General features: G+C 74.0%; 15 protein-coding genes. 8 read left to right on the forward strand and 7 right to left on the reverse strand.

Annotated features, from left to right (window positions below):
- Nucleotides 1-56: 56 nt before the first annotated feature.
- Entirely contained in the window at nt 57-326 is a 270-nt protein-coding gene (locus AB0J76_RS45610; RefSeq protein ID WP_352328991.1) for a metal-sensitive transcriptional regulator, read from the forward strand.
- Between the two features lie 159 nt (nt 327-485).
- Complete coding sequence (locus AB0J76_RS45615; protein WP_352328992.1) at nt 486-1,877, forward strand: MBL fold metallo-hydrolase; 1,392 nt, start codon at nt 486-488, stop codon at nt 1,875-1,877.
- Between the two features lie 101 nt (nt 1,878-1,978).
- On the opposite strand, the gene AB0J76_RS45620 is transcribed toward AB0J76_RS45615, so the two are convergent.
- Both AB0J76_RS45620 and AB0J76_RS45625 read right to left on the reverse strand, forming a co-directional pair.
- Nucleotides 1,979-2,614, reverse strand: coding sequence for a transcriptional regulator (locus tag AB0J76_RS45620; RefSeq protein ID WP_352328994.1), 636 nt, complete (start codon nt 2,612-2,614; stop codon nt 1,979-1,981).
- Nucleotides 2,611-3,006 (reverse strand): DNA-binding protein, encoded by a 396-nt coding sequence (locus AB0J76_RS45625; protein WP_352328996.1) that lies wholly within the window; start codon nt 3,004-3,006, stop codon nt 2,611-2,613. Before AB0J76_RS45625 ends, AB0J76_RS45620 begins: the two co-directional genes overlap by 4 nt.
- 58 nt (nt 3,007-3,064) lie before the next feature.
- Here AB0J76_RS45625 and AB0J76_RS45630 point away from each other — a divergent pair, with 58 nt between their 5' ends.
- On the forward strand, nt 3,065-4,309 hold the full coding sequence (locus AB0J76_RS45630) for a PEP/pyruvate-binding domain-containing protein (protein WP_352328998.1): 1,245 nt from the start codon (nt 3,065-3,067) through the stop codon (nt 4,307-4,309).
- A 57-nt stretch (nt 4,310-4,366) separates the two neighbouring features.
- A complete protein-coding gene (locus AB0J76_RS45635; protein WP_352329000.1) occupies nt 4,367-4,963 on the forward strand; it encodes a histidine phosphatase family protein in 597 nt (198 codons plus the stop codon).
- A gap of 40 nt (nt 4,964-5,003) precedes the next feature.
- On the opposite strand, the gene AB0J76_RS45640 is transcribed toward AB0J76_RS45635, so the two are convergent.
- From AB0J76_RS45640 to AB0J76_RS45650, 3 genes are all read right to left on the reverse strand, one after another.
- Nucleotides 5,004-9,458 (reverse strand): ThuA domain-containing protein, encoded by a 4,455-nt coding sequence (locus AB0J76_RS45640; protein WP_364393607.1) that lies wholly within the window; start codon nt 9,456-9,458, stop codon nt 5,004-5,006.
- Between the two features lie 212 nt (nt 9,459-9,670).
- Nucleotides 9,671-10,858 carry an ROK family transcriptional regulator gene (locus tag AB0J76_RS45645; protein ID WP_364393610.1) on the reverse strand — a complete coding sequence of 396 codons (1,188 nt, stop codon included), beginning with the start codon at nt 10,856-10,858 and terminating at the stop codon, nt 9,671-9,673.
- A 113-nt stretch (nt 10,859-10,971) separates the two neighbouring features.
- Nucleotides 10,972-12,117, reverse strand: coding sequence for an ATP-binding protein (locus AB0J76_RS45650; RefSeq protein WP_352324743.1), 1,146 nt, complete (start codon nt 12,115-12,117; stop codon nt 10,972-10,974).
- A gap of 96 nt (nt 12,118-12,213) precedes the next feature.
- Between AB0J76_RS45650 and AB0J76_RS45655 the strand changes: the two genes are divergently transcribed.
- From AB0J76_RS45655 to AB0J76_RS45670, 4 genes are all read left to right on the forward strand, one after another.
- Nucleotides 12,214-12,762, forward strand: a complete 549-nt coding sequence (locus AB0J76_RS45655) for a helix-turn-helix domain-containing protein (RefSeq protein ID WP_364393613.1) — start codon at nt 12,214-12,216, stop codon at nt 12,760-12,762.
- Between the two features lie 3 nt (nt 12,763-12,765).
- The gene (locus AB0J76_RS45660) at nt 12,766-13,140 is read left to right on the forward strand and encodes a hypothetical protein (RefSeq protein WP_352324741.1); all 375 of its coding nucleotides are present in this window, start codon (nt 12,766-12,768) and stop codon (nt 13,138-13,140) included.
- A 64-nt stretch (nt 13,141-13,204) separates the two neighbouring features.
- The gene (locus AB0J76_RS45665; RefSeq protein WP_352324740.1) at nt 13,205-14,194 is read left to right on the forward strand and encodes an ATP-binding cassette domain-containing protein; all 990 of its coding nucleotides are present in this window, start codon (nt 13,205-13,207) and stop codon (nt 14,192-14,194) included.
- A complete protein-coding gene (locus AB0J76_RS45670; RefSeq protein ID WP_352324739.1) occupies nt 14,191-14,988 on the forward strand; it encodes an ABC transporter permease in 798 nt (265 codons plus the stop codon). Before AB0J76_RS45665 ends, AB0J76_RS45670 begins: the two co-directional genes overlap by 4 nt.
- Before the next feature lie 235 nt (nt 14,989-15,223).
- On the opposite strand, the gene AB0J76_RS45675 is transcribed toward AB0J76_RS45670, so the two are convergent.
- Both AB0J76_RS45675 and AB0J76_RS45680 read right to left on the reverse strand, forming a co-directional pair.
- A complete protein-coding gene (locus AB0J76_RS45675; protein WP_364393618.1) occupies nt 15,224-21,472 on the reverse strand; it encodes an RHS repeat-associated core domain-containing protein in 6,249 nt (2,082 codons plus the stop codon).
- 20 nt (nt 21,473-21,492) lie between these two features.
- A complete protein-coding gene (locus AB0J76_RS45680; RefSeq protein ID WP_364393621.1) occupies nt 21,493-24,738 on the reverse strand; it encodes a LamG-like jellyroll fold domain-containing protein in 3,246 nt (1,081 codons plus the stop codon).
- Between the last annotated feature and the right edge of the window lie 66 nt (nt 24,739-24,804).

Consider the following 24,804-nt stretch of genomic DNA (forward strand, 5'->3'; position numbering starts at 1 on the left):
GCGGACGTGCGCGCCACAATACCTAGGGGGGTATATTGGCGGTGGAGGTGGAGCGAATGGACATGAACGCGGCCGTCCTGGCCGAGGCGCTCACCCGGCTCAAGCGGGCCCACGGCCAGCTCGGCGGGGTGATCGCCATGATCGAGAACGGTGACGACTGCGAGCGGGTGCTGACCCAGCTCGCGGCGGTGTCCAAGGCCCTGGACCGGGCCGGATTCAAGATCATCTCCACCGGCCTGCAACAGTGCCAGGCGGCGCGCGAGCGCGGCGAGGAGCCCGCCATCACGCCGGAGCGGCTGGAGAAGCTGTTCCTGGCCCTGTCCTGACTCAGCACCGATCTCCCCCACGGGCATCCGAAGGCGGCGGCTGAACCCGTACGCCCGAGCATGCCCGTCTTTTTACCTGCCCTATACCCCCCAGGGTATCAATGGGTAGGACGGTCCTGACCGGACCGCGACTGCGACGACACGAAGGCGGCGAAGACGATGAGCACGATCCACGTCGAGGTGGTGGAGACCTCTTCCCTGGGCGACCGCAGCTATCTCGCCCACGACGGCCAGGTCGCCCTGGTCGTCGACCCGCAGCGGGACATCGACCGGATCCTCGCCCTGGCCGGACGGCTCGGCGTGCGCGTCACCCACGTGGCCGAGACCCACCTGCACAACGACTACGTCTCGGGCGGCCTGGCGCTGGCCCGGGTGACCGGCGCCGCCTACCTGGTCGCCGCCGACGAGACCGTGGAGTTCGACCGCCGGCCGATCGCCGACGGCGAGGAGGTCACGCTGTCCGGCGCCATGAGCGTCCAGGCGGTGGCCACGCCCGGCCACACCTTCCACCACCTGTCCTACATCCTGACCGGCCCGGACGGCCCCGAAGGGGTCTTCACCGGCGGCTCCCTGCTCTTCGGCACCACCGGCCGCACCGACCTGCTCGGCGCCGAGCACGCCCACGACCTGGCCCACCGCCAGCACACCTCGGCGCACCGCCTGGCCGACCTGCTGCCCGACGGCGCCCACGTGTGGCCCACCCACGGCTTCGGCAGCTTCTGCTCGGCGACGCAGGCCGACGCCCCGGCCTCCACGATCGGCCGCGAGCGGCAGGCCAACCCGGCGCTGCGCCTGGAGGCCGACGACTTCGTCGCCCAGACCCTCGCCGGTCTCGACGCCTACCCCGCCTACTACGCCCACATGGGCCCGCGCAACTCCGAAGGCGGCGGCCCGATCGACCTCACCCCCGTACGGACCGCCGACCCCGAGGAGCTCAGGAAGCGGATCGCGGCCGGGGAGTGGGTGGTGGACCTGCGCTCCCGCAAGGCGTTCGCCAGCCGCCACCTGACCGGCACGCTCAGCTTCGGCCTCGACGGCCCGATGTCCACCTGGCTCGCCTGGATGGCTCCCTGGGGCGCGCCGATCACCCTGCTGGGCGAGGACGCCGCGCAGGTCGCCGCCGCCCAGCGGGAACTGGCCCGCATCGGCGTCGACCGGCCGGCCGCCGCCGCGACCGGCGCCCCCGGCCAGTGGGCCGGCGGCCACGACGAGCGGCTGGGCGAGCTGGCGGTGGCCACGTTCGCCGACCTGGCCGCCGTCCGCGCCGGGCGCGCGCCCGCGCACCTGCCCGCCCCGGACGTCGTGCTGGACGTGCGCATGACCAACGAATGGCGGGCCGGCCACGTCGCGGGCGCCACCCACATCCCGCTGCCGGACCTGCCGCACCGCCTGGCCGACGTCCCGGCCGGCACGGTGTGGACACACTGCGGCTCCGGCTACCGGGCGGCCGCCGCCACCAGCCTGCTCGCCCGCGCCGGACGCCGCGTGGTGCACATCGACGACGCCTACGCGGCGGCCGCCGAGGCGGGCCTGACCATCACCGGCGACTGACCCGGCCGGTTCGCGCCGCCGTGCGCGTCCCGGGCCGCCGCGACGTGCGGCTCGACCTGCCGCGCGCACCACACCGCCCCGCGCCCCGGCGCGCCCCGGCGTCAGGAGCGGGCGTGGCGGTCGAGGCCGAGGGTGGAGATCAGGTCCTCGTGCAGCTCGAACCAGACGCGGTGGCAGGAGTCGACGTCGGTGCGGTCCACCCAGGCGCCCTCCCCGTTGCGGGCGCGGGCCAGGGCCGCGGCGAAGCGCCTGTCGTACCCGCCGAACCGGGCCAGGACGCCGGTCAGCCGGTCGGCGAGCGGCTGGAGGGCCCGGCCGACGACGGTCAGCTCGTGCAGGATCCGGGCGTCCCAGGCGGGGTCGGAGTGGTCGTTGACGGCGAGCCGGTCGCGGCCGTCCGGGCGCAGCTGCCAGTCGGTGCACGCCTTCAGCAGCAGGGCGTTCAGCGGCAGGAACTCGCGGTAGACGTCGTGCACCTCCTCGGCGCAGCCGGCCTGGTCGAGCTCGGCGGCCAGGCGCCGCTCGTCCTCGGCCCGGCCCGTCTCGGTGAGCGACCAGCCGCCGGTGCCGGCGAACTCGGAGCGGCTCACCCAGCCGCGCGCCTCGGCGTCGAGCAGCTCCTCCTCCGTCTCGGCCACCCCGAGGGCGTACCGGCTGGCGAGCACGGGGGTGTCGGCGAAGCCGGTGACGCGTACGGCGTGCAGCGCCAGCAGGCCGGGCGCGGACTGCCGGGTCATGAGCCGGCCTCCTGACGGGTGGTCAGGCGGGTGTAGTGCTGCTGGCACGCCTGCGGCGAGTTGAACCCCATCGCCTCGGCCATCTGCGCCCAGGTCAGCCCGGCGCTGCGGGCGGTGAACAGCAGGGCGGACTCGATCGCCTCGACCTCGGCGCGCGCGGCGGGCAGCAGGGCCAGCGCCCCCAGGACGTCCTCCGGCTCCAGGCCGGCGTTGCGCCAGACGGCGAACCGCGTCAGGTCGACCGCCGACGGCGGCACGGGCGGAGGCTGCCACGGGCGCGGGTCGAGCAGGTCGGCGCCCAGGGCCATGAGCCGCCGGCGGCCCTCCTTCTCGCGCTGGGCCTGAAGCTGGTCCGCGTTCGCGGCGCGGACGGGGTCGTGGTTGCGTTGCATGCGGGCCATGATTCACAATCGGCGGAACATCGTCAACATTTTGTTGAAGGGCGGGCGGATGATCGTACCCCTCGAGGAGGCCGCGGCCGACACCTGCGGGGGCAAGGGCGGCGCGCTCGGCGCGCTGCTGCGGGCCGGGCTGCCGGTCCCGGACGGTTTCGTGGTGCCGTTCGCCGCCTACCTCGCCGCGGTCCGCGGCCTCGACCTCGGCCGGCACACCGCGGGCCCCGACGACCCGGCCGCGGCGCGGCGCGCGATCGAGGCGCTCACGGTCGACGCCGGGCTGGCCGCGGCGCTGGCGCGGGGGCTCGGCGCGCTCGGCGATCCGCCCGTGGCCGTGCGGTCGTCGGCGGCCGACGAGGACACCGGCCGCAGCTCGGCGGCCGGCCGGTACGAGAGCTTCCTCGCCGTGCGCGGCGCGGACGGCGTGGCCGAGGCCGTGCGCGCCTGCTGGGCCTCGCTGTTCTCGCCGCGCGCCGCCGCCGGCCGTGAGTCCGGCGACGGCTCCGGCGACAGGTCGGGCGACGGCCCGGCGATGGCCGTGGTCGTCCAGCGCCACCTGGACGCCGAGGCGTCCGGGGTCATGTTCACCCCGGGCGGGCCGGGCGAGCCCACCGGGATCGAGGCGTCGTGGGGGCTCGGGCCCAGCGTCGTGGGCGGCACGGTCACCCCCGACTCCTACCGGGTCGCCGCGGACGGATCGGTCGTGCGCACGCCGGCCGACAAACGCACCCGGCTCGACCGGGAGGGCGCGCGGCTCGTCGTGCGGAACGTGCCCGCCGGCGTCCGGGGGCGGGCGGCGATCGACGACGCGACCGCCGTGCGGCTGGCCAGGCTGGGCGCGCGGATCGCGGCCCTGCGCGGCGGGCCGCAGGACGTCGAGTGGGCCGTCGCGGACGGCCGCGTCTGGATCCTGCAGGCCCGCCCGGTCACCGCCGCTCCCCCGCCCGCCGGCCCGCCCGTCCCGGCCGCGGACGTGCCGTCCGGGGCGCTCGTCGGGACGCCGGGCAGCCGCGGAGCCGTCACCGGCACCGCGCGGATCGTGCGCGGGCCGGGCGACTTCGCCCGCGTGCTCCCGGGCGACGTGCTGGTCTGCCCCTTCACCGACCCGGCGTGGACGCCGCTGCTGCGCATCGCCGCCGGCGTCGTGACCGAGACCGGCGGCGTGCTGTCCCACGCCGCGATCGTGGCCCGCGAGCACGCCATCCCCGCCGTTCTCGGCGTCCCTGACGTGACCAGCAGGCTGCGGGACGGCGCGCTCGTCACCGTCGACGGCACCGCCGGCACCGTCACCGCCACCTGACCCCGGAAAGGAGAGGGGAGCGGCCGCTGACCCGCCGCTCCCCGAACACCCATGTCAATGCGACGCCTCTACCTGGCCCGCCACGGCGCGGCCGACGCGTTCGGGCAGCTCACCGACGACGGGCGGCGGCAGTCGGCCCTGCTGGGCGAACGGCTGGCCGCCATGCCGATCGACGCCGTGTGGCACTCCCCGCTGCCGCGTGCCGCCGAGAGCGCGGGCGAGCTCGCCCGGCACCTGCCCGGCGTGCCCGTGGCCGAGGCCGCCGAGCTCGTCGACCACGTGCCGTACGTGCCCGCCCCCGCCGAGACGCCCGCGTCCTGGGCCGGTTACTTCGACGGCTTCGACCAGGCCGAGGCAGCCTCGGGGCGCGCGCTCGCCGACGCCCTGGTCGCCCGGTTCGCGACGGTCCCCGGCGAGCCCGCGTCCGACGTGCACGAGGTGCTGGTGACGCACGCCGACCAGATCGCCTGGCTGGTCCGGCACGCGCTGGACGCGCCGCCGCCCCGGTGGCTCGGCCTGAACAGCGCCAACACCGGCCTGACGATCATCGAGTACCGCGCCGGCCTGCCGCCCACGATGGTGATGTTCAACGACCTGAGCCACCTCCCGTCCGGCCTGCGCTGGACCGGCTTCCCGCGGGACCTGTGGCCGTGAGCGGCGGCCCGGCGGCTACCGGTGGCCGTCCGCGTGGCGGCTACCGGGCTCGTTTCGCCGGCGTCCTGGGCGCGGCGCGGACCAGGGTGAAGTCGTCGACGTCGAAGTCGGCGCCGGTGAACACCAGGTACAGCCGGGCGGCGCCGGAGGGCACGCCGGTCAGCGCCGTGGAGACGTCGGCGTAGGACTCCCAGCCTCCGGTGTTCGGCACGGTGACGGCGCCGAGCACCGGCCCGGCCGGCGAGCCGGCGCGGATCTCGAAGCCGCCCGACGGCCCCGGCGAGGCCACCCGCGCCCGGAACGCGGTGACCCCGGTGAGGTCCACGTCGTAGGCCGCCCAGTCGCCCGGGTTGACGTAGCCGAGCACGGTGCCGCCGTGCGCGGGCGCGTGCGGGTAGGTGGCCACGCCGGACGCCTGCGCCCAGGTCTCGGCCTGGACGACGGAGTCCCCGGCAGCCGGCCCGAGCTCCTTGATCCGGATGTTGCGGAAGGACGCGTGGTCGGCGTCGCTGTGGTTCTGGATGCCGATGTGCCCGTTCCTCAGTGAGCGGGCCGGGTCGGTGTTGGTGAAGTCGTTGATCCGCACGCCGTTGAGGAACACCTGGAGGCGTTCGCCCTCGACCCGGATCTCGTAGGTGTTCCACTCCCCCGGCGGGTTCAGCGCGGCGTCGCGGGCGGCGATGTCGGCGGCCTTGAAGCCGTAGACCGAGCCGGTGGTCCGGTCCGGCGCGTCGGTGGCGTCGATCTGGATCTCGTAGCCGTTGTTCACCGCCGAGGACGGGTCGGTCGAGGGCGGGAAGCCGACGAAGACGCCGGAGTTGTCGTCACCGGCCAGCTTCCAGTCCAGCTTGAGCGAGTAGGAGGTGGTGTACTCCTTGGCCTTGTACCACAGCAGGCCCATGCCGCCCTGCGAGGTCAGCGTGCCGCCGGCGTTGGCGAAGCCGCCCGGCCCCGCCTGCTCCCAGCCGGTGGTCGAGCCGTTGTAGAGGGTGGTGTAGCCGGTCTCGGGGCGGCAGTCGGCCTTGGCCTGGCCGGTGGCGTAGGCCAGGCCGCCGCGCAGGTGCTGCCGGAAGGCGGGCTCGGCGAAGGACTCCGCGGTGTGCCCGCCGCCGGTGTAGAAGGAACGCCCCCCGTCGTACGGCTTGCACCAGGCGATCGGGTGGTCGGCGCCCATCGTGCCGCCCGAGTACGTCGACTCGTCCAGGGTGGCCAGCACGTGGGCGCCGGTCCTGGCGTTGGTCCGGTAGTCGTACCACTCGTCGGTCCGCGGCCAGGTGGCGTCGAGGTGGGCGGTCGCCGGGTGGGCGCGGTCCTCGACCTTGACCGTCGCCTTCTGCACCGCCGGGTGGGCGGCGAACCAGGCGCCGACGAGGCCGCCGTACCAGGGCCAGTCGTACTCGGTGTCGGCGGCCGCGTGGACGCCGGCATAGCCGCCGCCCGCCTTGACGTACGCCTCGAACGCGGCCTGCTGCGCGGCGTCGAGCACGTCGCCGGTGGTGTTGAGGAAGACGACCGCCTTGTAGGCGGCCAGGTTCGCCGTGGTGAACGCGGCCGGGTCCTCGGTGGCGGTCACGCCGAACCCGAGGTCCCTGATCGCCTGGACGCCCGCCGCGATCGAGTCGTGCCGGAACCCCGCCGTACGGGAGAAGACCAGGACGGCGGGGCCGCCGGCGGAGGGGGTCGCCGTGGTGAACCTCTGGGCCGTGCCGCCGTCGCACGTCCTGATGACGAGCTGGGCCGGGTCGGTGGCGTCGAGGCACTTGCCGAGGGCCTTGAGCGCGCCGCCCTCGGCGGTCCACTTCTGCGCGCCCGTGCCGTTGCAGGTCCAGATCTGCACCTTGGTGCCGTCGGCGCTGTTCGCCCCGGCCACGTCCAGGCACTTGCCGAGCGCCTTGACGGTCTGGCCGTCGATGGCCCAGTTCTGGGCGTTCGTACCGTTGCAGGAGTAGAGCTGCACCTTGGTGCCGTCGGCGGTGCCGGCGCCCGCGACGTCAACGCACCTGCCGTCGGCGGCGCGGATCGGGCCGACCGCCGTCGCCTCCTTGGCCAGGGTGAAGTCGTCGAGGTCGAACAGCGCCCCGGCGCCGCCGGTGAAGACCAGGTAGAGCGTGGTGGACGCGGCGGTCGCGCCGGTCAGCGGGGCCTGCACGTCGGTGAAGGTCTCCCAGCCGCCCGTCACCGGGACGGCGGCCTTGCCGAGCAGCGGCCCGGTGGGCGAGCCCGTGCGCACCTCGATGGAGCCGCCGACGCCGCCCGAGGAGACGCGCGCCCGGAACGTCCTGGCGTCGTCGAGCCGGTAGGGGGTGAAGGCGATCCAGTCGCCGTTGTGCACGTCGCCGACCGTCCTGCCGCCGTGCGCGGCCGCCTTGGAGATCTGCGAGACGCCGGACATCGTCGCGTAGTGCTCGGCCTGGCGGTGGCGTGGTTGCAGGACGTGCTGGGTGTGGGTGGTCAGGCCGCCCTTGTCGGTGTACTCGGCGTCGAAGACGGCGAAGATGTTGGCCGCGTCGTCGTGCTCGCCGTCGGCCGGGATCGTCAGCTCGCCCGCGCAGCCGTTCTTCGAGGTGATCTGGTGGCCGTGGCTGTCGTGGCCGAGCACGTACGTCATCCGCACCTTGGCGCAGTCGATCTGCGTGTCCTCGGGGTCGGTCACCCCGATGGTGAAGGGCACGGTGTCGCCCCAGGTGAACAGCGTCCCGGGGGCGGGTGTGCCGATGGTCACGGCGGGGGCGGTGTTGCCGGCCGTGATGACCACGCCGGCCGTGCCGGTGTTGCCCTGGGGGTCGCGCACGGTGAGCGTGGCGGTGAACGAGCCCTCGCTGGTGTAGGTCTTCGTGGGGTTCGGGGCGGTGGAGGTGGTGCCGTCGCCGAAGTCCCAGGCGTAGGTGAGCGCGCCGCCCTCGGGGTCGGCGGAGCCGGCGCTGGAGAAGGCCACGGTGAGCGGCAGCTTGCCGGACGTCCGGTCGGCCTTGGCGACCGCGACCGGCGAGCGGTTGCGGTCCTTGATGTACTCGACGCGGTAGAGGGCGGAGTTGGCGTCGCCGCCGAAGTAGCCCGAGCCGTAGTCGAGGACGTAGAGCGCGCCGTCGGGTCCGAAGGCCAGGTCCATCACCTGCGTGCCGGTCCAGGGGAAGGCGGCGATCTCGCCGCGCGTGCCGTCGGCGGCCACGTCGATCGCCTTGATCCACTTGCGGCCGAACTCGCCGGCGAAGAAGTGCCCGTCGAGGTCCTGGGGGAACTTGACGGCGGAGTTCAGGGCGGCGTCGTAGCGGTAGATCGGGCCGCCCATCGGCGACTCCGAGCCGCTGCCGAACTCGGGCGGCGAGCCGGCGTCGCCGCCGTACCTGATCCAGGCGGGCTTGGCGGGCGGGAGCTTGGCCAGGCCGGTGTTGCGCGGCGAGTCGTTGGCCGGGCCGCCCGCGGCGCAGTCGTACTTCTGGCCGGAGGGGCCCGAGGGGAAGGTGTAGTCGTTGTAGGTCTCGGTCAGGGTGTTGGTGCCGGTGCAGGACGGCCAGCCGTAGTTGCCGGGGCCGGTGACGCGGTCGAACTCGACCTGCCCGGCGGGCCCGCGGTTCGGGTCGGTGCTGCCGGCGTCGGGGCCGTAGTCGCCGACGTAGACCACGCCGGTGGCCTTGTCCACGGTCATCCTGAACGGGTTGCGGAAGCCCATGGCGTAGATCTCGGGCCTGGTCCGCGCGGTGCCCGGCGGGAAGAGGTTGCCCGCGGGGATGGTGTAGGTGCCGTCCGCGGGGTTCACCTTGATGCGCAGGATCTTGCCGCGCAGGTCGTTGGTGTTGCCGGCGCTGCGCTGGGCGTCGTAGACGGGGTTGCGGTCGGGGCGCTCGTCGAGGGGGGCGTAGCCGGCCGAGTCGAAGGGGTTGGAGTCGTCGCCGGTGGACAGGTAGAGGTTGCCCTGGGCGTCGAAGTCCATGTCGCCGCCCACGTGGCAGCACATGCCGCGGTCGGCGGCCACGTCGAGCACGGTCCGCTGCGAGGCCAGGTCGAGCGTCCAGTCGGGCTTGAGGGTGAACCGGGCCAGGCGGTTGACGCCCTGCCAGGCCGACCAGTCGGCGCCGGTCGCGGGCGCGTCGCCGGCCGGCGTGCTCAGGCGGGGGGCGTAATAGAGGTAGATGGTCCGGTTGGCGGCGAAGCCGGGGTCCACGGCGACGCCCTGGAGGCCCTCCTCGTCGTGGGTGTAGACGGGCAGCGCCCCGACCACGGTGGTCAGTCCCTGGGCGTCGGTGCGGCGCAGCGTCCCGTCGCGCGCGGTGTGCAGCACCGACAGGTCGGGCAGCACGGCCATGGTCATCGGCTCGCCCATCTCGGCGACGCCCTTGGCCAGCTCGACGCGCTGGTAGTCGGCGGGGTCGATGGCGGCGTGGGCGCGGGCGGGCGGGGCGGCCACGGTGAGCACGACCGCGCTCGACATGGCCAGGAGGACGGCGCTGACCCGCGCCGTCCATCGGAAGGCACGGGTGGGCCTGCTGGGAGGCATCGCGGAGGTTCCCTTTCCGTGGGGGGTGGACCGGGAAGGAGGGTTCCATTGGCGGACGATCGAAGAACCTTCGTAGATCGCGACAGTAGATCTGACTTTTGATGATTGTCAACGAAAGTCCGTTAAGTCCTAGACGAAACGGTTTCGGTCCGTGGCCGGAAAGACGAAGCGCCCCGCCTGCGCTGGGCAGGCGGGGCGCTTCGCGGACGAGGTCAGCCGGCCAGGGCGCTGTCGACCGCCTCCGGGGCCAGGACGTGCTCCAGCACCATGACGGCCGCCCCGATGACGCCCGCCCGGTCGCCCAGCTCGCTGACCTGGATGCGCAGGTGCTGGGTGGCCAGCGGCAGCGAGCGCTTGTAGATGGCCTCCCGCACGCCCGCGAGCAGGTGTTCACCGGCGTCGGCCAGGTCGCCGCCGATCACGATCGCGGCCGGGTTGAAGAAGTTGACGATCGTGGCCAGCACGTCGCCGATCTCGCGCCCGGCCTGGCGGACGAGCTGGGCGGCGTCGCGGTTGCCGGCGCGCAGCAGCGCGACGACGTCCCGGCCGCCCGCGGCGGGCACGCCGGTGGCCGAGATGCGGGCGGCCAGCGCGGCCCCGCCGGCCAGGGCCTCCAGGCAGCCCACGTTGCCGCAGTGGCACAGCACGTCGTCGTCGGCGGTGGCCACCCGGATGTGGCCGATGTCGCCGGCCGCGCCCTGCGCACCGCGGTGGAGGCGGCCGTCGGAGATCACGCCGCAGCCGATGCCGGTGCCGATCTTGACGAAGACGAGCTGGCCGGTCGCCTGCCGCCCGGCGCGCTGCTCGCCGAGCGCCATGATGTTGACGTCGTTGTCCACGAAGACCGGCACGCCCAGCCGCTCCCCCAGCCACTCGGGCACCGGGAACCGGTCCCAGCCCGGCATGAGGGGCGGGTTGACCGGGCGACCCGTCGGGTACTCGACCGGGCCCGGCAGGCCGATGCCCGCCCCGCACACGTCGGCCAGGTCGCGCCCGCTCTCGTCGAGCAGGTCGGCGAACGTGCGCGCGAGCCGCCCGAGCGTCGCCTCGGGGCCCTCGCCGATCGGCGCGTCGGCGGTGCGCTCGGCCAGCACCGTGCCGCCGAGGTCGGTGATCGCCACCCGCTCGTGCGTGACGCCCAGGTCGGCGGCCAGGACGAGCCGGGCGGTGCGGTTGAAGGCGAACATGGCCGCGGGCCGCCCGCCCGAGGAGATGGCCTCGTCGGCGGGCAGCACCCAGCGGTGGCGGAGCAGCGCGTCGAGGCGCAGGGACACGGTGGACCGGGCCAGGCCGGTGAGCTGGACCAGCTCGGTCCGGGTGCGCGGCGGCCCGTCCCGCAGCAGGGAGAGCAGCGCGCCGGCCCCCGCCGTCGCGCCGTTGAGCGTGTCCAGAGTCAACACCAGCCTCTCCGCCGATGACGGCAGCCACTTCAGAGGAGCCCAAGTCTATCTTCGCCGAATGGGGCACGACTTATGGCTGACCATCGACATAAGCCCGTCGATGCCGCGGGCGATCACGTCGCCAGCGGGAGCCTCAGGACGAAGCGGGCGCCGCCCGGGTGGTCGGCCACGAAGAGGTCGCCTCCGTAGGCGTGGGCGATCTCGCGGGCGATCGGCAGGCCGAAGCCGGAGCCGCCCGCGTCCAGCGAGCGCGCCTGGTCCTGCCGGTACAGCCGGTGGAAGATGCGCTCCCGCTCCTCCGGCGGGATGCCGGGCCCGTCGTCGATGACCTCCAGGACGGCGTACGGCGGCGCGGCGGCGACCACGAACTCGATCTGGCCGGTGGTGTGGCGTTCGGCGTTGGCCACCAGGTTGGACAGCAGCCGGGCCAGCCGCACCCGCGAGGCGCGGACCACCACGCCCTCCTCCAGCCGGGTGCGGACGGACGCGCTCGGCGGATGCGCGTCCAGCTCCTCCACCACCAGGCGGCCCAGATCGACGAGGTCGGCGCCGGGCGGCGGGGCGGTGTAGAGGCGGGCCAGGGCGAGCAGGTCACCGACGATGTCGTTGAGCCGCTCGGCGTCCCGGTGCAGGCTGCGCAGGGTCCGGCGGAGGTCGGCGCCGGGGTCGGACAGGGCCTCCTCCAGCTCGGTCAGCAGGCCGGTGATGGGGTTGCGCAGGTCGTGGGCGGCGTCGAAGACGAACCGCTGCTGGTGCTCGATCGTCTCGTGCAGCATGGAGACCTTCTGCTGCTCCTGGCGGTAGGCCTGGTGCAGCTGCGCGTCGGGCTTCGGGGAGCCGGGGACGCGTTCGCCGGGACGGGCGGCGAGCCGGGGTTCGAGCGAGCCGGCGACGTCCCCGAAGACGACGACGATCTCCTTCACCTCGCCCGGCGGGCCGGGCACCGGGGCGTTCGCCAGCCGCCAATGGCGCCGGCCGGGCGGCTCCCAGTCGTCGCGCAGCAGCGGCACGACGTCGCCGGCGCCGGTGGCGGCCACCCGCTCCAGCGAGGCGCGCACCTTCGCCGCCCCCGACCCGCTCAGGCCGGTCAGCGCCGGGGGCGCGCCGAGCAGGGCGCGGCCGACGACCTCCGCCCGGTCCTGGCCGGTCATCCGCAGGTAGGCGTCGTTGACGGCCAGCACGACCTGGTCCCGGGTGAGCAGCATGCAGGGACACGGCAGCGCCTCGAACGCCGCCTGGTATCCGACCGTCGCTCCCATCACCGGGTCCCCCTCAGGCCCCACATACCCCCCTAAGGCCGCTGACATGCGGAAATGCCCTGTTGTTCTCATTCTCATTCTCGATAGTGATAACGTATGAACGTGACGATCTCGACAGAGCGCTGGGCCGAGCTGGCGCTGCATCCCGTGCGCATCCGCATCCTGCGCGCCGTCGCCGGGGGCCGCCGGACGCCCTCCGACCTGGCCGGCCTGCTGCCCGACGTGCCGCAGGCGACGCTCTACCGGCAGATCGCGACGCTGGCCAGGGCCGGGATGCTGGAGGTGGTCGAGGAGCACAAGGTCGGCGGGGCGACCGAACGGGTCTACGCGGTGCCCGAGGGCGGCCTGACGCCGTCCCCCGAGGCGCTGGCCGCCGCGTCGGCGGAGGACCACGCGCGGTACTTCACCGCGTTCGCCGGCAGCCTGCTGTCGGAGTTCGCGCGCTACCTCGAGCGGGACCGGGTCGATCTGGCCGCCGACGGCGCCGGATACCAGCAGGTGGTCCTGCACCTGGACGACGAGGAGTTCGTCGCCTTCGCCACGGGGTTCGCCGAGCTGGTGCGCCCCCTGGTGGCGAACGAGCCGGGACAGGGACGTACGCCGCGCCTGCTGGCGACCGTCCTGCTCCCCCTGAAGGAAGGCTGAACTGTGGCAACGGTATGGGTCGGCGAGGGCATGGTCATGATCGAGTTCGGGCGCTGGGAGCGGTTCCTCACCGGTCACGGCCGGTACGCGCTCCCGCTCGCGTCCGTGCGGGAGGCGCGGGTCGCGGACGACCCGTTGCGCGTGCCGCGCGGCGCGCGCAAGGGGCTGAGCGTGGCGGGCCACGTCAAGATCGGGGTGTGGGGCCTGTTCGGCGGGCGGCGGCAGCTCGTGTCCGTGACCGGTGACACGCCGGCGGTGCACCTGCTGCTCGACCGCGCCGCGTCCGGCGGCGAGTTCGACGAGGCGGTCGTCTCCGTCCCCGACGCCGGCCGGGTCGCCGCCGCAGTCCGGGCAGCGGTACGAGCGGCGGCCGCGTGACCAGCGTCGAGGTCCGGGCCGCGGTCCGGGCGGCGGTGCGGGCAGTGGTGCGGGCGGCGGTCGCGTGACCGGCGTCGAGGTCAGCGGCCTGACCAAGCGGTACGGCGCGCTGACCGCCGTCGAGGACCTCAGCTTCACGGTCCGGCCCGGGGCGGTCACCGCGTTCCTCGGCCTCAACGGCGCCGGGAAGACCACGACGATGCGCATGATGGTCGGCCACGTCACCCCCACCAGCGGCGGCGTGACGATCGGCGGCCGCCGCTACCGTGACCTGCCGCGCCCGACCACCGTGGTGGGCGCGACCTTCGACGCCGCCTCCTTCCACCCCCGGCACTCGGTCCGCGACCATCTGCGCGTCTACGCCGCGATGGGCGGCCATCCCGATCGCCGGGTCGGCGACCTGCTGGGCCTGGTGGGCCTGGCCGGAGCCGCCGGGCGGGCGACCGGCGCCCTGTCCACCGGGATGCGGCAGCGGCTCAACCTGGCCACCGCGCTGCTCGGCGACCCCCGGGTCTTGCTGCTGGACGAGCCGGGCAACGGCCTGGACCCCGAGGGGGCGGCGTGGCTGCGCTCGTTCCTGCGCGAGATGGCCGCGCAGGGGCGGGCGGTGCTGGTCTCCAGCCACGTGCTGGCCGAGGTGGAGCAGGTCGCCGACGACGTGGTGGTCATCGGGCGGGGGCGGCTGCTGGCCGCCGGCCCGCTGCGCGAGCTGTGCGGCGCTGAGCCGGACGTGCTGGTGCGCACCCCCGACGCCGCCGCCCTGCGCGCGACGCTGGCCGCCGAGGCCGCGGGGGTGGACGTGACCGGCCCGCACGACCTGCGGGTCCGCGGCCTCGATCCGCCGCGGGTCGCCGCCCTGGCCGCGGCCCGCGGACTGCCGGTCCACGGCCTGACCACCGAACGCGCGCCCCTGGAACGACTCTTCCTCAGGCTCACCGACGAAACAGCGAGCACGCGGGAGCTGGGGGGCACGGACGAGAAGACGACGGGCACGCGGGAAGAGACGGCCGGCGCGCGGGGACGGGCGGGCGCGGGTGGGGAGGCGGCGGTATGAGGGGGTTTGTGCGGGCGGAGTTCCGGCGGCTGCTGGCCACCAGGATGTGGTGGGGCATGCCGCTGGCGGCCGTGCTGCTCGGGGGCGGTCTGATCGGGCTGCTGGCGCTGGTCGGGCCGGAGAACTTCGAGCCGCCGATGCCGGGGCTGGACACCGAGGCGGGGGTGCGGGCCGTCCTGGGGTTCCTCGGGTTCACCGCGTTCGTGCCGGCCGCCGTCGGGACGCTCGCCGTCACGTCGGAGTACCGGCACCGCACGGTGAACTTCACCTTCCTGTTCGCGCCGGACCGGTGGCGGGTGCTGGTGGCCAAGCTCGTCGCCTACGCCGTGGCGGGACTGGCGTACGGGCTGGTGCTGGCCGGCGCGGCAGGGGCGGCGCTGTTCGGCGTGGCCGCGGCCCGCGGCACCGAACTGGGCCTGCCCGCCGGGACGATCGTGACGCTGCTGGCCCGCCTGGGGGTGGCGATGGCGGTCTACGTGGTGCTCGGCGTGGGCATGGGGGCGCTGATCCGCAACCAGGTCGCGGCGCTGTGCGTGGTGATCGGCTACCTGTACGGCGGCGAGCTGGCGCTGATCATGATCCCCGGCGTGCGGGAGCTGTACCCGTGGCTGCCCGGCGGCGCGACCTCGGCGCTGACCGACTTCACCGCCGTGGCCGACGCCCTGGCCGCCCAGCTGGCGAGCGAGCCGGTCCGGCTGCTGTCACCGGCCGCCGGGGCGCTGGTCCTGCTGGCGTACGCGGCGCTGGCGAGCGCGGCCGCCGTCCTGCGTCCGCTGCGCCGGGACGTGGCCTGACCCGCTGCTGGTGATCTTCGGCCAGGACGACCGGGGATGGCGTTCGTCCTCGGCCGCCGGCTACCGGCTACCGGCTACCGGCTACCGGCTACCGGACGGTCCCCGGCGCGACCGTCGAGCTGCTGCCCGGGACCGGGCACTCCCCCATGCTGGAGGACGTGCAGCCCCGGGCGCGGGAACCGGTGGAGCCCCGGGCGCGGGGACCGGGGTCGGTCCTCGCGCCCGGGGCCGGGGATCAGAAGAAGCCGCCGAGGAAGTCGTCCAGGCCGCTCTGGTCGATCCATCGGGTGACCCGGGCGCCGGTCTCGGCGATCGTGCCCGTCCGGGTGTTCTCCGGCTCGATCTTCTCCGGCTTGAAGATCTGCTTCTCCGCCTGCCCGGAGCCCTGGGGCCTGGTCAGGCTGGGTGGCGGCGGCCCGTCCGGGTACATCTTGCCGTCACGGTAGACGGTGTAGGACTGGGTCGGCTGCGTGGTGCCGTCGTTCCGGTAGACCTGGCTCGGTCTCGGCTGCGCCGGCTGCCTGGTGGCCTTCGGCGGCGACTGCCGTTGCACCGCCCGATGACTGGTCGGACGCTGTGCCGGGCGCCGCGCCGCCTGGGCGCGCCGGGCCTGGGCGGCCCGGTAGCGGTTGCGCGCCCGCGCCGCCTGCGTGGCCCGCCGCTTGGCCGCCGCCTCGGCGGCCTTCCTGCGTGCCTCCCTCTTGGCCGCCGCGGCGGCCCGTCTCTTGGCCGCCGCCGCGGCCGCCTTCCTGGCCTTCTCCGCCGCCTTCTTCCTGGCCGCGGCCAGCGCCCTGCGCTTGGCCGCCGCCGCGGCCTTCTTCTTGGCCGCCTCCAGCGCCTTCTTCCTGGCCAGCGCCGCCGCCCGCCGCTTGGCCGCCGCGATGGCCGCGCGCCGCGCCGCCGCACGGGCCGCCGCGAGCGCCGCCCGCCGGGCCGCCGCCTGCGCCAGCTTCCTGGCGATGATCCGCGCCGCGATGCGCGCCGCGATGCCGACGGCGATCCAGAACAGCTGGCCGTCGGGGTCGCTCATGCTGACGGGGCTGTTGTTGGCGTAGGCGTAGGCGTTGAGCTGCTGCGGGTCCTCCTCGTCGATGATGGGGTCGACCGACAGGAAGCGGCCGTTCTTCGGGTCGTACTCGCGGGCGCCCAGGTGGACGAGCCCGGTCGTCGGGTCCTTGGTGCCGCCGACGAAGGACCGCTGCCCGGGCCACCATGGCGGCGGCGACCCGCGGTCCTCGCCGAACGGCGTCATCCGCCGGACGGCCAGCTCCCCGGTGCCGCCGTTCACCGCGGCCTGCGCGGTGCCCTGGTGGTCGGCGGCCAGGAAGTAGACCTGGTTGTCGGGGGTGCGGACCGCGATCGGCTCGCCGTTGATGGTGTAGTAGCGGGTCTGCTCGACGGCGTCCTTGGCGAAGTCGAAGCGCAGCTCCATGTCGTCCACGTACAGGGTGGCGTCCGTGGCGGTCTTGCGCAGCAGCCGGTCGCCGTCGGCGTCGTAGACGAACGACGTCGTCTTGCCGGCCTCGGTGACCGACTCCAGGTTGCCCTCGGCGTCCCAGACGAGGGTCTGGTCGGACGTGCCGACCTTGCGCCTGGTGGTGTTGCCGGCCTCGTCGTAGGCGAACAGGTCGGCCCCGATGCTCTGCACCGCGTGCGGCTGCTTGCCGCCGGCCGCCGGGTAGACCGAGGTGCGCACGGTCTCGGGCGCGCCGCCCCAGGCGTGCTTGGTCTCCTTGACCCGGTTGCCGGTGGAGTCGTAGGCGTAGCTGACCGCGTACGGCGCCACGCCGCCGATCTTGTCCGAGGTCGGCGTGCCGCTCGCGCAGTCGTCGTTGGCCGTCCACGCCGAGGTCATCCGGCGCAGGTGGTCGTAGGTGAAGCACTGCGTGTCCTGGCCGCCGGCCCGTTCGGCGATCTTGGTGATGTTGCCGGCGGCGTCGTAGGCGTAGTTGAGGTCGAGGTCGGTGGCGGCGGCGCCCTCCCGGTCCAGCCGCATCCTGGTCAGCCTGCGGGTGGACTCGTCATGGGTGTAGGTGAGCCAGGTCTTCTTGCCGCCGGAGCCCAGCTCGTACTGCAGGGTCTCGCCGAGCTTGGAGTAGCGGGTCGCGGTCACGTACGACGACAGCCCGCTGACCTTGGTCGGCTGGCTGAGCTCGTCGTAGGAGTAGACCACCGACTCGGCCTCCAGCCCGCCCCCGGCCGGGAAGCTGACCGACTGCACCTGGTCGTCGAGGGTGTAGCGGGTGTTGAGCACGTACGAACCGGCGAGCTTGCCCTCCCGCTCGGGGACGGTCACCGTCTCGCGCAGGGTCCGGTAGTCGGAGTCGATGGCGTTGATCTCCGCCTTGTACGCCTGCCCGCCCGCGTACCGGATGCTGGCGTTCATGTGGCCCTTGGCCAGCGCGTCGTACTTCCACTCGGCCAGCAGCGCGCCGGTGGCCGAGCCGTCGCGCAGCTCCTTCTTGCGTCCGAGCTCGTCGTAGACGTACCAGAGGGTCTTGCCGCGGGCGTCGGTGGTGCTCACCAGCTCGTCGGCGTCGTTGTACGTCATCGTGGTGACGCCCTTGTCCGGGTCCTCCGTCTTGATCTCCCGGCCGCGCACGTCGTAGTGGTGGCGCCACACGTTGCCCGCGGCGTCGGTCACCGTGGACAGGCGGCCGGCGGGGTCGTAGGTGTACTTGGTGGACTCGTACGGGCCCGTCGGGGTGGCGCCCTTGTACTGGCGCAGCTCGATGAGCCGGTCGTCGGCGTCGCCGATGCGGGTCGTCGCGGTGCCGCCCGGCGGCGGCGTGATGTTGACGCGGTCGCCCTGCTGGGTGGCCGAGACGCGGTACTTCTCCACGCCCTTGGCCTTGAGGATCTGGGCGTTGACCTCGCCGGCGCCGTCGAAGACCGACACGACCTGCGTGGGCACGTCGGTGTCGGCGACCGCGAGCAGCTCGGTGGCGGGCGTGCCGGTGGCGAAGTAGCCGGTGTTGGACTTGCTGACCTCGCCGAGCGAGTTGTAGAAGGTGTCGGTGATCGTGCGCCCGTCGCGCAGCGCCGGGTCCTGCGTCTGGTCGTCGCGGGGGGCGGGTTCCTGCGTCTGGCGCTCGCGCATCAGGCCGTCGTACAGCTCGTGGCTGACGGTGTAGCCGCCGTCGGCGCGCAGCGTCTTGGTGGTGACGACGCTGGGGCCGTCGGTGCGCATGGTGTAGGCGTACTCGGTGCTGGGCGACTGGCCGGCGGCCTTGCTGCGGTCCGGCTGCCAGACCTTGACCAGGCGGCCGAGCGCGTCGTGCTCCATGTCGGTGCGCCGGCCGTTGGCGTCGACCTCGGCGACCGGCTCGCCCCAGGCCGGCTCGACGAGGGTGCGCTCGACGTGGCCGAGCTGGTTGGTCTCGACGATCTCGGTGGCCGGGGCGCCGGTGGCCGGGCTGTAGGTGATGGTGGACTTCGTCCCGACCGGGCCGGTCTCGCTGGTCTCGCGGCCGTAGACGTCGTAGGTGTGGGTGCTGTCGGTGACGGTCGATCCGTCGGCCGCGGCGAGCTGCTGGACGGTGGTCACGTCGCCCTTGGTGGGCGCCTGGCCGTAGGCCTTGTTGTCGTACTGGACCCGTTCGTCGGAGATCACCTCGCCGGCGGCCAGCGTGGAGACGGCGGTGCCGCAGCCCGCGGCGACCTTCTGGATCCTGCTGGCGTAGTCGAGCATCCAGGCGGTGTCGTTGCGCGCGTAGGTGTAGCGGGTGCACTGGTCGTCGTCGGCGGTGGCCAGGTCGCCCTTCTCCTCCACCTGGGTGAGCAGGCCCTTGGCGTCGTACGAGCGCTCCTCGCCGGTACGCCGCCACGCCCCGCCCGCCAGCGCCGTGCGGGTCACCATCGACTTGGGCTCGACCACGTAGGCGGCCTTGGTGACGCCGCCCTGCGTGGACTCGGCGGTCTTCAGCGACCACGGCTCCTCGGCGGTCGCGGTGAGCACCGTCGCGCTGTCGCCGTCGTAGAGGATCTCCTCGCGTTCGAAGCCGGACAGCTGGTCGAGGTCGTCCAGCTTGCCGCCCTCGGTGTCGACGACCTGCGCGACGCGCTTGGAGCCGTCGGCCTGCCTGTCGCCGTGCATGCCGCGGAAGTACCTGAACTCGGTGAGGGTGCGCCGGGTGTCCTGCCCGTCGCCCTCACGCACCCGGACGCGGCCGAACCCGCGCCAGTCCGACCAGGTGCGCTGTTCGGGCTTGACGAGGATGTTGTCGGCGTAGTGCCAGGCCGCGCCGTCGAGGTACTCGTAGTCGGTGACCACGTTCGGCGAGCCGGCGACGCGGTCTACCTCGACGGTCTGAGTGACGACGTACTTGTGGAACCAGTCGGTGACCTCGCCCTCGTCGGGCGGCGCCCAGCGCTGGGGGAAGCACAGCCGGTTGTTCTTGTCGGCCGCGGCGGGCACGTCGCCGGGCTTGCAGTCGGCCGGGGCGTAGTTGACCCGCAGCTCGCCGCCGGTCTCGTTGTTCACGGCCTGGACCCGCCACTTGACCAGCGGCGCGCGTCCTTCGTTGGCGTCCACCCGGTTGGGCAGCTGCACGCCGCTGAAGGTGATCTTCGGCATGGTGAGGGTGCCGCCCACGTGGCCGCTCTGCTGGACCGAGGCCAGCCACAACGACGGGCTGAGGCCGTCGCCCGTGGCGGGGAACTGGTGGGTCAGCGTCCAGGAGTCCACCGGGCTGTACTGGCCGGAGGCGCCGAGCACCTGCGTGGTGACCTTGGCCAGGCGCTTGCGCGAGAAGAACGTCGGCGACAGCCGGTCGGTGCACTTGACGCCGGCGTCGCAGATCTGGTCGAACGGCACGTCCGGCCAGGACGCCGCGGTCTCCTTCTTGAGCTGGTCGGCGGCGCAGGTGACGGCGCCGGAGGGCAGGCAGCGCTCGGCCACGTCGAAGACCACCCGGGCGGCCGGGGCCTTGGTGAACAGCTCGTTGCTCAGGTAGCCGTAGTCGACGCGGGTGAGGTACGCGCCGCGCACGTACACGGTGCCCAGCTCGGGCTTCATGTTGCGGCCGTAGTAGTTCTTCTCGTTCTCGTACCAGTACGTGGTGGCGTTGCCGTGGGTGTCGACCGCGTAGTCGAGGTTCCACCGGTAGGCCTGCTGGCACCAGGCGTTTGCGGGGGTGCTGGAGTAGCACGGCTCGCCGCTGTTGTTGCCGAACACCGGCACGGTCTGCACCGACTTGGTCTCCGGCTTGCCGGTGACCCAGCCGGGCAGGCGGTTCAGGCCGAAGCTGTACTGGGTGCCGTCGGCGGTGGTGACCCGCCAGTACTCGCCGTTGTTGTCGCCGTTGGCGGCCCCGGTGAGGTACTCGATGCGGGTGCCGTCGTCGTGCTTGGGCCGCCACTGCTTGGTGGTGGCGTCCTTGACCAGCTCGACGGCGGAGTTGCCGAGCGACAGGGTGGCGTTGTCCTGGTCCCAGCACAGGTCGCCGGTCTTCTTGCCGTCGATCATGCACGACTTGTAGCGGCGTTCGACGTAGCCGCTGGGGTTGAGCTCGAAGCCCTCCCCCACCCAGGACGGCTGGTTGTTGGTGGAGACGGTGCGGCCGTCCACGCTCTGGGAGGAGTAGTCGAGCGACAGGTCGGGCTCGTCGCCGCCCAGGGCGGGCGGGGTGCGCAGGTCGTAGCTCCAGGAGAAGTCGCCGGACTGGTTGCCGACGCTCCAGCTCGCCGAGGCGGCCAGCGAGGTGGCGGCGTGGTCGCCGGACGGGCCGGAGGCGGCGGCGGTCACGGCGTACAGGCCGGTGGTCTCGACCTCGGCGGTCAGCTTGCCCGCCTTGGCGTCGTTGTCGCTCCTGACCGGCCGCGGCGCGGCGCAGGTGGCGGCGGGCTTGGCGTCGAGCGCGCACTCGTCGAGCTTGACCATGCGCAGCCGGGCGCCGTAGTCGCCGCCGAAGGCGTACCGGAAGCCGGAGTAGTCGATCTCCAGCCGGGTCTTGCCGGACGCCTTGGCGGCCGTGACGCCCTGGCCGGGCGAGACGCGCATCGCGACGCCGAGCAGGTCGGTCTCGAGCAGCTCGACCTTGACCGGGACGGCCTCGGCCGCGGCCACGCCCTTGGCGGCGGGGGCGAGCCGCACCGGGAACCCGGCGGAGAGCGTGGCGGCGCTCTCCGCGGGGCCGCCCAGCTCGGCGGCGCCGGCGGCGGGCCAGGTGACCTTGGGCGGGGCCTTCCACGCCTGCTTCGAGGCGGGATCGGCGAGCGGCGGCAGCACGGGCACCTTCCCGCCCTTGACCGGCGTCTCCTTCTGCACCGTGGGCGCCTTGCGGGGCGCGGCGGAGGCGGGCATCGCGTACGCCATGGGCGCCAGGAGCACGACCGTGAGCACGGTCGCCAGCCTGCGCGGCCAGGCGGTCTCGGGCTTGACGCCCGCGAAGCGGTTCCAGCGGGGGTCGGGGGCGTCGGGTTCGGCGGCGGGTTGCTGAAAACGATTCCAGTTGGGCTCTGGCAGGTCTAACTCACTGTCCACGGATTCTCCCAGGGAGGGGCCTACTGGGCTGCTAGCTGGGCTATCTGCTCGGCGCTGAGCACGCCGTCGTACGTGCGGACGTCGTCGACGGTCCCCGGCCAGTAGCCGGTGAAGACGCCCGCGGTCTTGCTCCGGCCCAGTTGCAGGGGGCCGGTGGCGGTCCAGGTGCTCACGTGGGGGGTGACGGTGGTGGCCGACAGGCGGCCGTTGACGTAGACGCGCAGCTCGCCGGCCAGGGCGTCGTACACGCCGGCGACGTGCGTCCATTCCAGGGGGGCGGGGACGGCGTCCGAACGGGTGCGGACGAGGGCGGCGGTGTCGGTGTCGGCGGCGGCCATGCCGAGGGCCCACCGCCCCTGTTCCTTGTCGAAGCCGAGCTGGAACCCGGCCGCCCTGGCGCCCGGCTGGGCGACGGCCGCGGTGTCCTTGGCGGGCAGGTAGTCGAGCTGGGTCCAGACGGCGACGGTGAACCCGGAGCCGGTGGCGACGGCGGGCGCGGCGGTCTGGGCGTAGCCGGTCGCGCCGTCGAGCGCGAGGGCGCCGTCCAGCCAGCCGTCGGTCCAGCCGGCGGCGCCGGACAGCGCGGCGGGCGTGGCCCGGCCGGAGGAGTCGGCGGCCGACAGGCCGCCGTCCTCGTCCAGCTTCCAGTGGCCGACCAGCGTGGCGGCGCTGTTGACCAGGTCGGCGACCTCGTCGGCGAACATGGCGCGGCCGTAGACCCGCACGTCGTCCACGTCGCCGGGCCAGAAGTCGGCCGCCGCGCCGGCTGCTCTGCCGCGGCCGATGGTCAGCGGGCCGGTGGCGTTCCACGGCGCCGGGGCGGCGACCGCGGACTCCAGCCGGCCGTTGACATAAAGGGAGATCTGGCCGGCCGCCGAGTCGTAGACGCCGGTCAGGTGGGTCCACTCGTTCAGCCGGGGCGCCGCGGCCGACAGCGCGCGCACGGCCGTGGCGGCGTCGGCGTCGGCGCCGGTGACGGCCAGCGCCCAGCGGTTGTCGGCCTTGCTGTACTGCAGGGAGAACGCGCCGGTCCGGCCGCCCTCCTGGGTGACGGCGGTGGCGGAGGCGGCGGTGCCGGTCAGCCGGACCCAGGCGGCGACGGCGAAGTTGCGGCCGGTGTCGGCGACCGGGCCGCCGGTCTGCGCGTAGGCGTTGGCCAGCCTCAGCGCGCCGCCGGTCCGGCCCGAGGTCCAGGTGGCGCCGTACAGGGTGGCCGGGTGGGCGCCGGCGGCGTCGGCGGCGGTGCCGCCCTGGCCCTCGTCCATGGGCCAGTGGCCGGCCGGCGCCCGTCCGGCGTTGACGTTGAAGACGTACGTGCGGATCGGGCCGAGTTGCCCGGCGCGGTCCTTGCTGCGCACCGACAGGACGTTCGGGCCGTCGTGGCGCGGGGTGAGGGTGATCGCGGCCGTGCCGTCCTGGGCGGGCGGGACCTCGGTCTTGGGGGTGGTGTCCAGGCCGTAGACGTAGGCGGCGACGTCGGTGACGCCGTTGGGGGCGAAGGTGAACCGGCCGGCCAGGCCGACGCCGTCGCTCCAGCCGTTCTCGGTGAACCGGTCGGAGGACACCTCGGGCTCCCGGCCGGGGGCGGTGGCGTCCACGGTGGCCTCGCACCAGGGGCTCCAGGCGCTGTTGGCCTTGCCGTCCTCGGCGCGGACCCGCCAGCGGACCAGCGCGCCGTCGGCGTACAGGCTCTGCGGGACGAGGGCCGAGAAGGCCGTGCCGGTCGAGCCCACGGGGGTCAGGTACTCCCCGGCCTTGGTCCCGTCGGCCCGGTACCACTCGAAGCGGCCCCTGACGGAGTTGTCGGCGTCCTTGAGCCGGGCCCACAGCTTGGGCGTCGGCGTGCTGATGACCGGCCGGTCGTCGCCCGAGACGCACGGGCCGCCCGGGTCGGACCAGGCGTCGGCCGCCACCGGGTCGGCGGGCAGCGAGTTGTACTCGATGACCAGGCTCGGGTTGTTGCGGAACTTCTTCCAGGCGTACTGGTCGGTCTCGCTGGTGGCGCGGAGGCCGACGGTGATGTTGGCCCACTTGTTGGCGGCGGCGTCGGCGACCTGGGAGGTGACGTCGAACTCGACGCCGCCGGGCAGGCACGCCGAGCCCCAGCCCTTGGCCACGTTCACCGTGGACAGCTTCTTGACCCACTTGGGCTGGTTGCTCCAGGTGGTGCTCTTGCTGATCGTGTTGGTGGACCACGCCTCGACCGCGCGGGCGCTGCACGAGTACGACCACGTCTCGTACGTGCGCAGCGTGCCCTTGATGATCTGCTTGCCGTGGATCGTGGAGCCGGTGTTCATCTGGAAGAACGAGCGGTTGGTCTGCGAGTTGACGTGCCCGACGCGGGCGACGTCGCTGGAGTTGAGGTAGTTGGAGCTGGGCCAGTTGCTCCACACGGCGGTCCAGGCGCCGCGGGCGGCCGAGAAGTACGGGTCCAGGAACACCGGGTAGCGCGTCTTCGGGTCGCTCATCATCGCGCGGTCCGGCCGCAGCCGCAGCTTCCTGCCTTCGAGCGAGACGCCCATGGTGGCCTGGCGGGCCTCGGGCGCGCGGCCCTCCTTGACCGCGGCCTCGCCGGCGCCGGTCGAGTCCCACATCGTGGGGGTGGGCGCGATGAAGATCGTGCCGCCGGTGCGGTCGACCGCCTCCAGGTTGCCCGCCTTGTCGGCGGTGAGCGACAGGCCGCTGACCGACAGCGGGAAGTCCAGGTCGGGCAGGGCTCGCGCGGCGGCCCGCGTCTTGACCACCAGGACGTGGGAGAAGCCGTCCACGTCGGCGGTGACCCGCAGGTCCACGCCGGGCAGCACCTCGGGGTAGGTGGCGGTGTCGCCGTCGAGCGAGGGCGTGGGCAGCGTGCCCGGCCAGGTCAGTTCCAGGGCCTTGCCGCCGCGGTACAGGCGGGCGAGCGGGCCGCCGCCCCCGCCGGAGAAGGTCAGCCCGGCCGCCGTCGCCACCGGCTCGACCGCGCCGTCGGGACGCCGGCGGAGCGTGGTGTCCACGGGCACCCAGCCGGCGGCCTGGCGGACGCGGACGGGGCGGGCGTGTTGTTCGAGGGTGAAGGTGCCGTCCGGGCGGGCGAAGACCTGCCGGGTCTCGCTGCGCATCGACTCGATCTCGACCGGCCGGCCGGTGCGCCTGGCCGTGGCGGTCGCGGCCGTCTCCGGCGCGAGGGGCGCCGAGCGCGCGGGGGGCGCGCTCGCCGCCGGAGGCGCGCCTGCCTCCGGCGGCTCCGCGCCGGCGGGCGGCACCGCCGGGATCGTGAACGCCAAGACAGCCGCGACCAGACCACGCCCAACCCGCATCGGTCCTCCGCATGTCGACCAGAGGTCCGCGCG

The organism is Nonomuraea sp. NPDC049624, from assembly GCF_040675255.1.
GTDB lineage: Bacteria > Actinomycetota > Actinomycetes > Streptosporangiales > Streptosporangiaceae > Nonomuraea.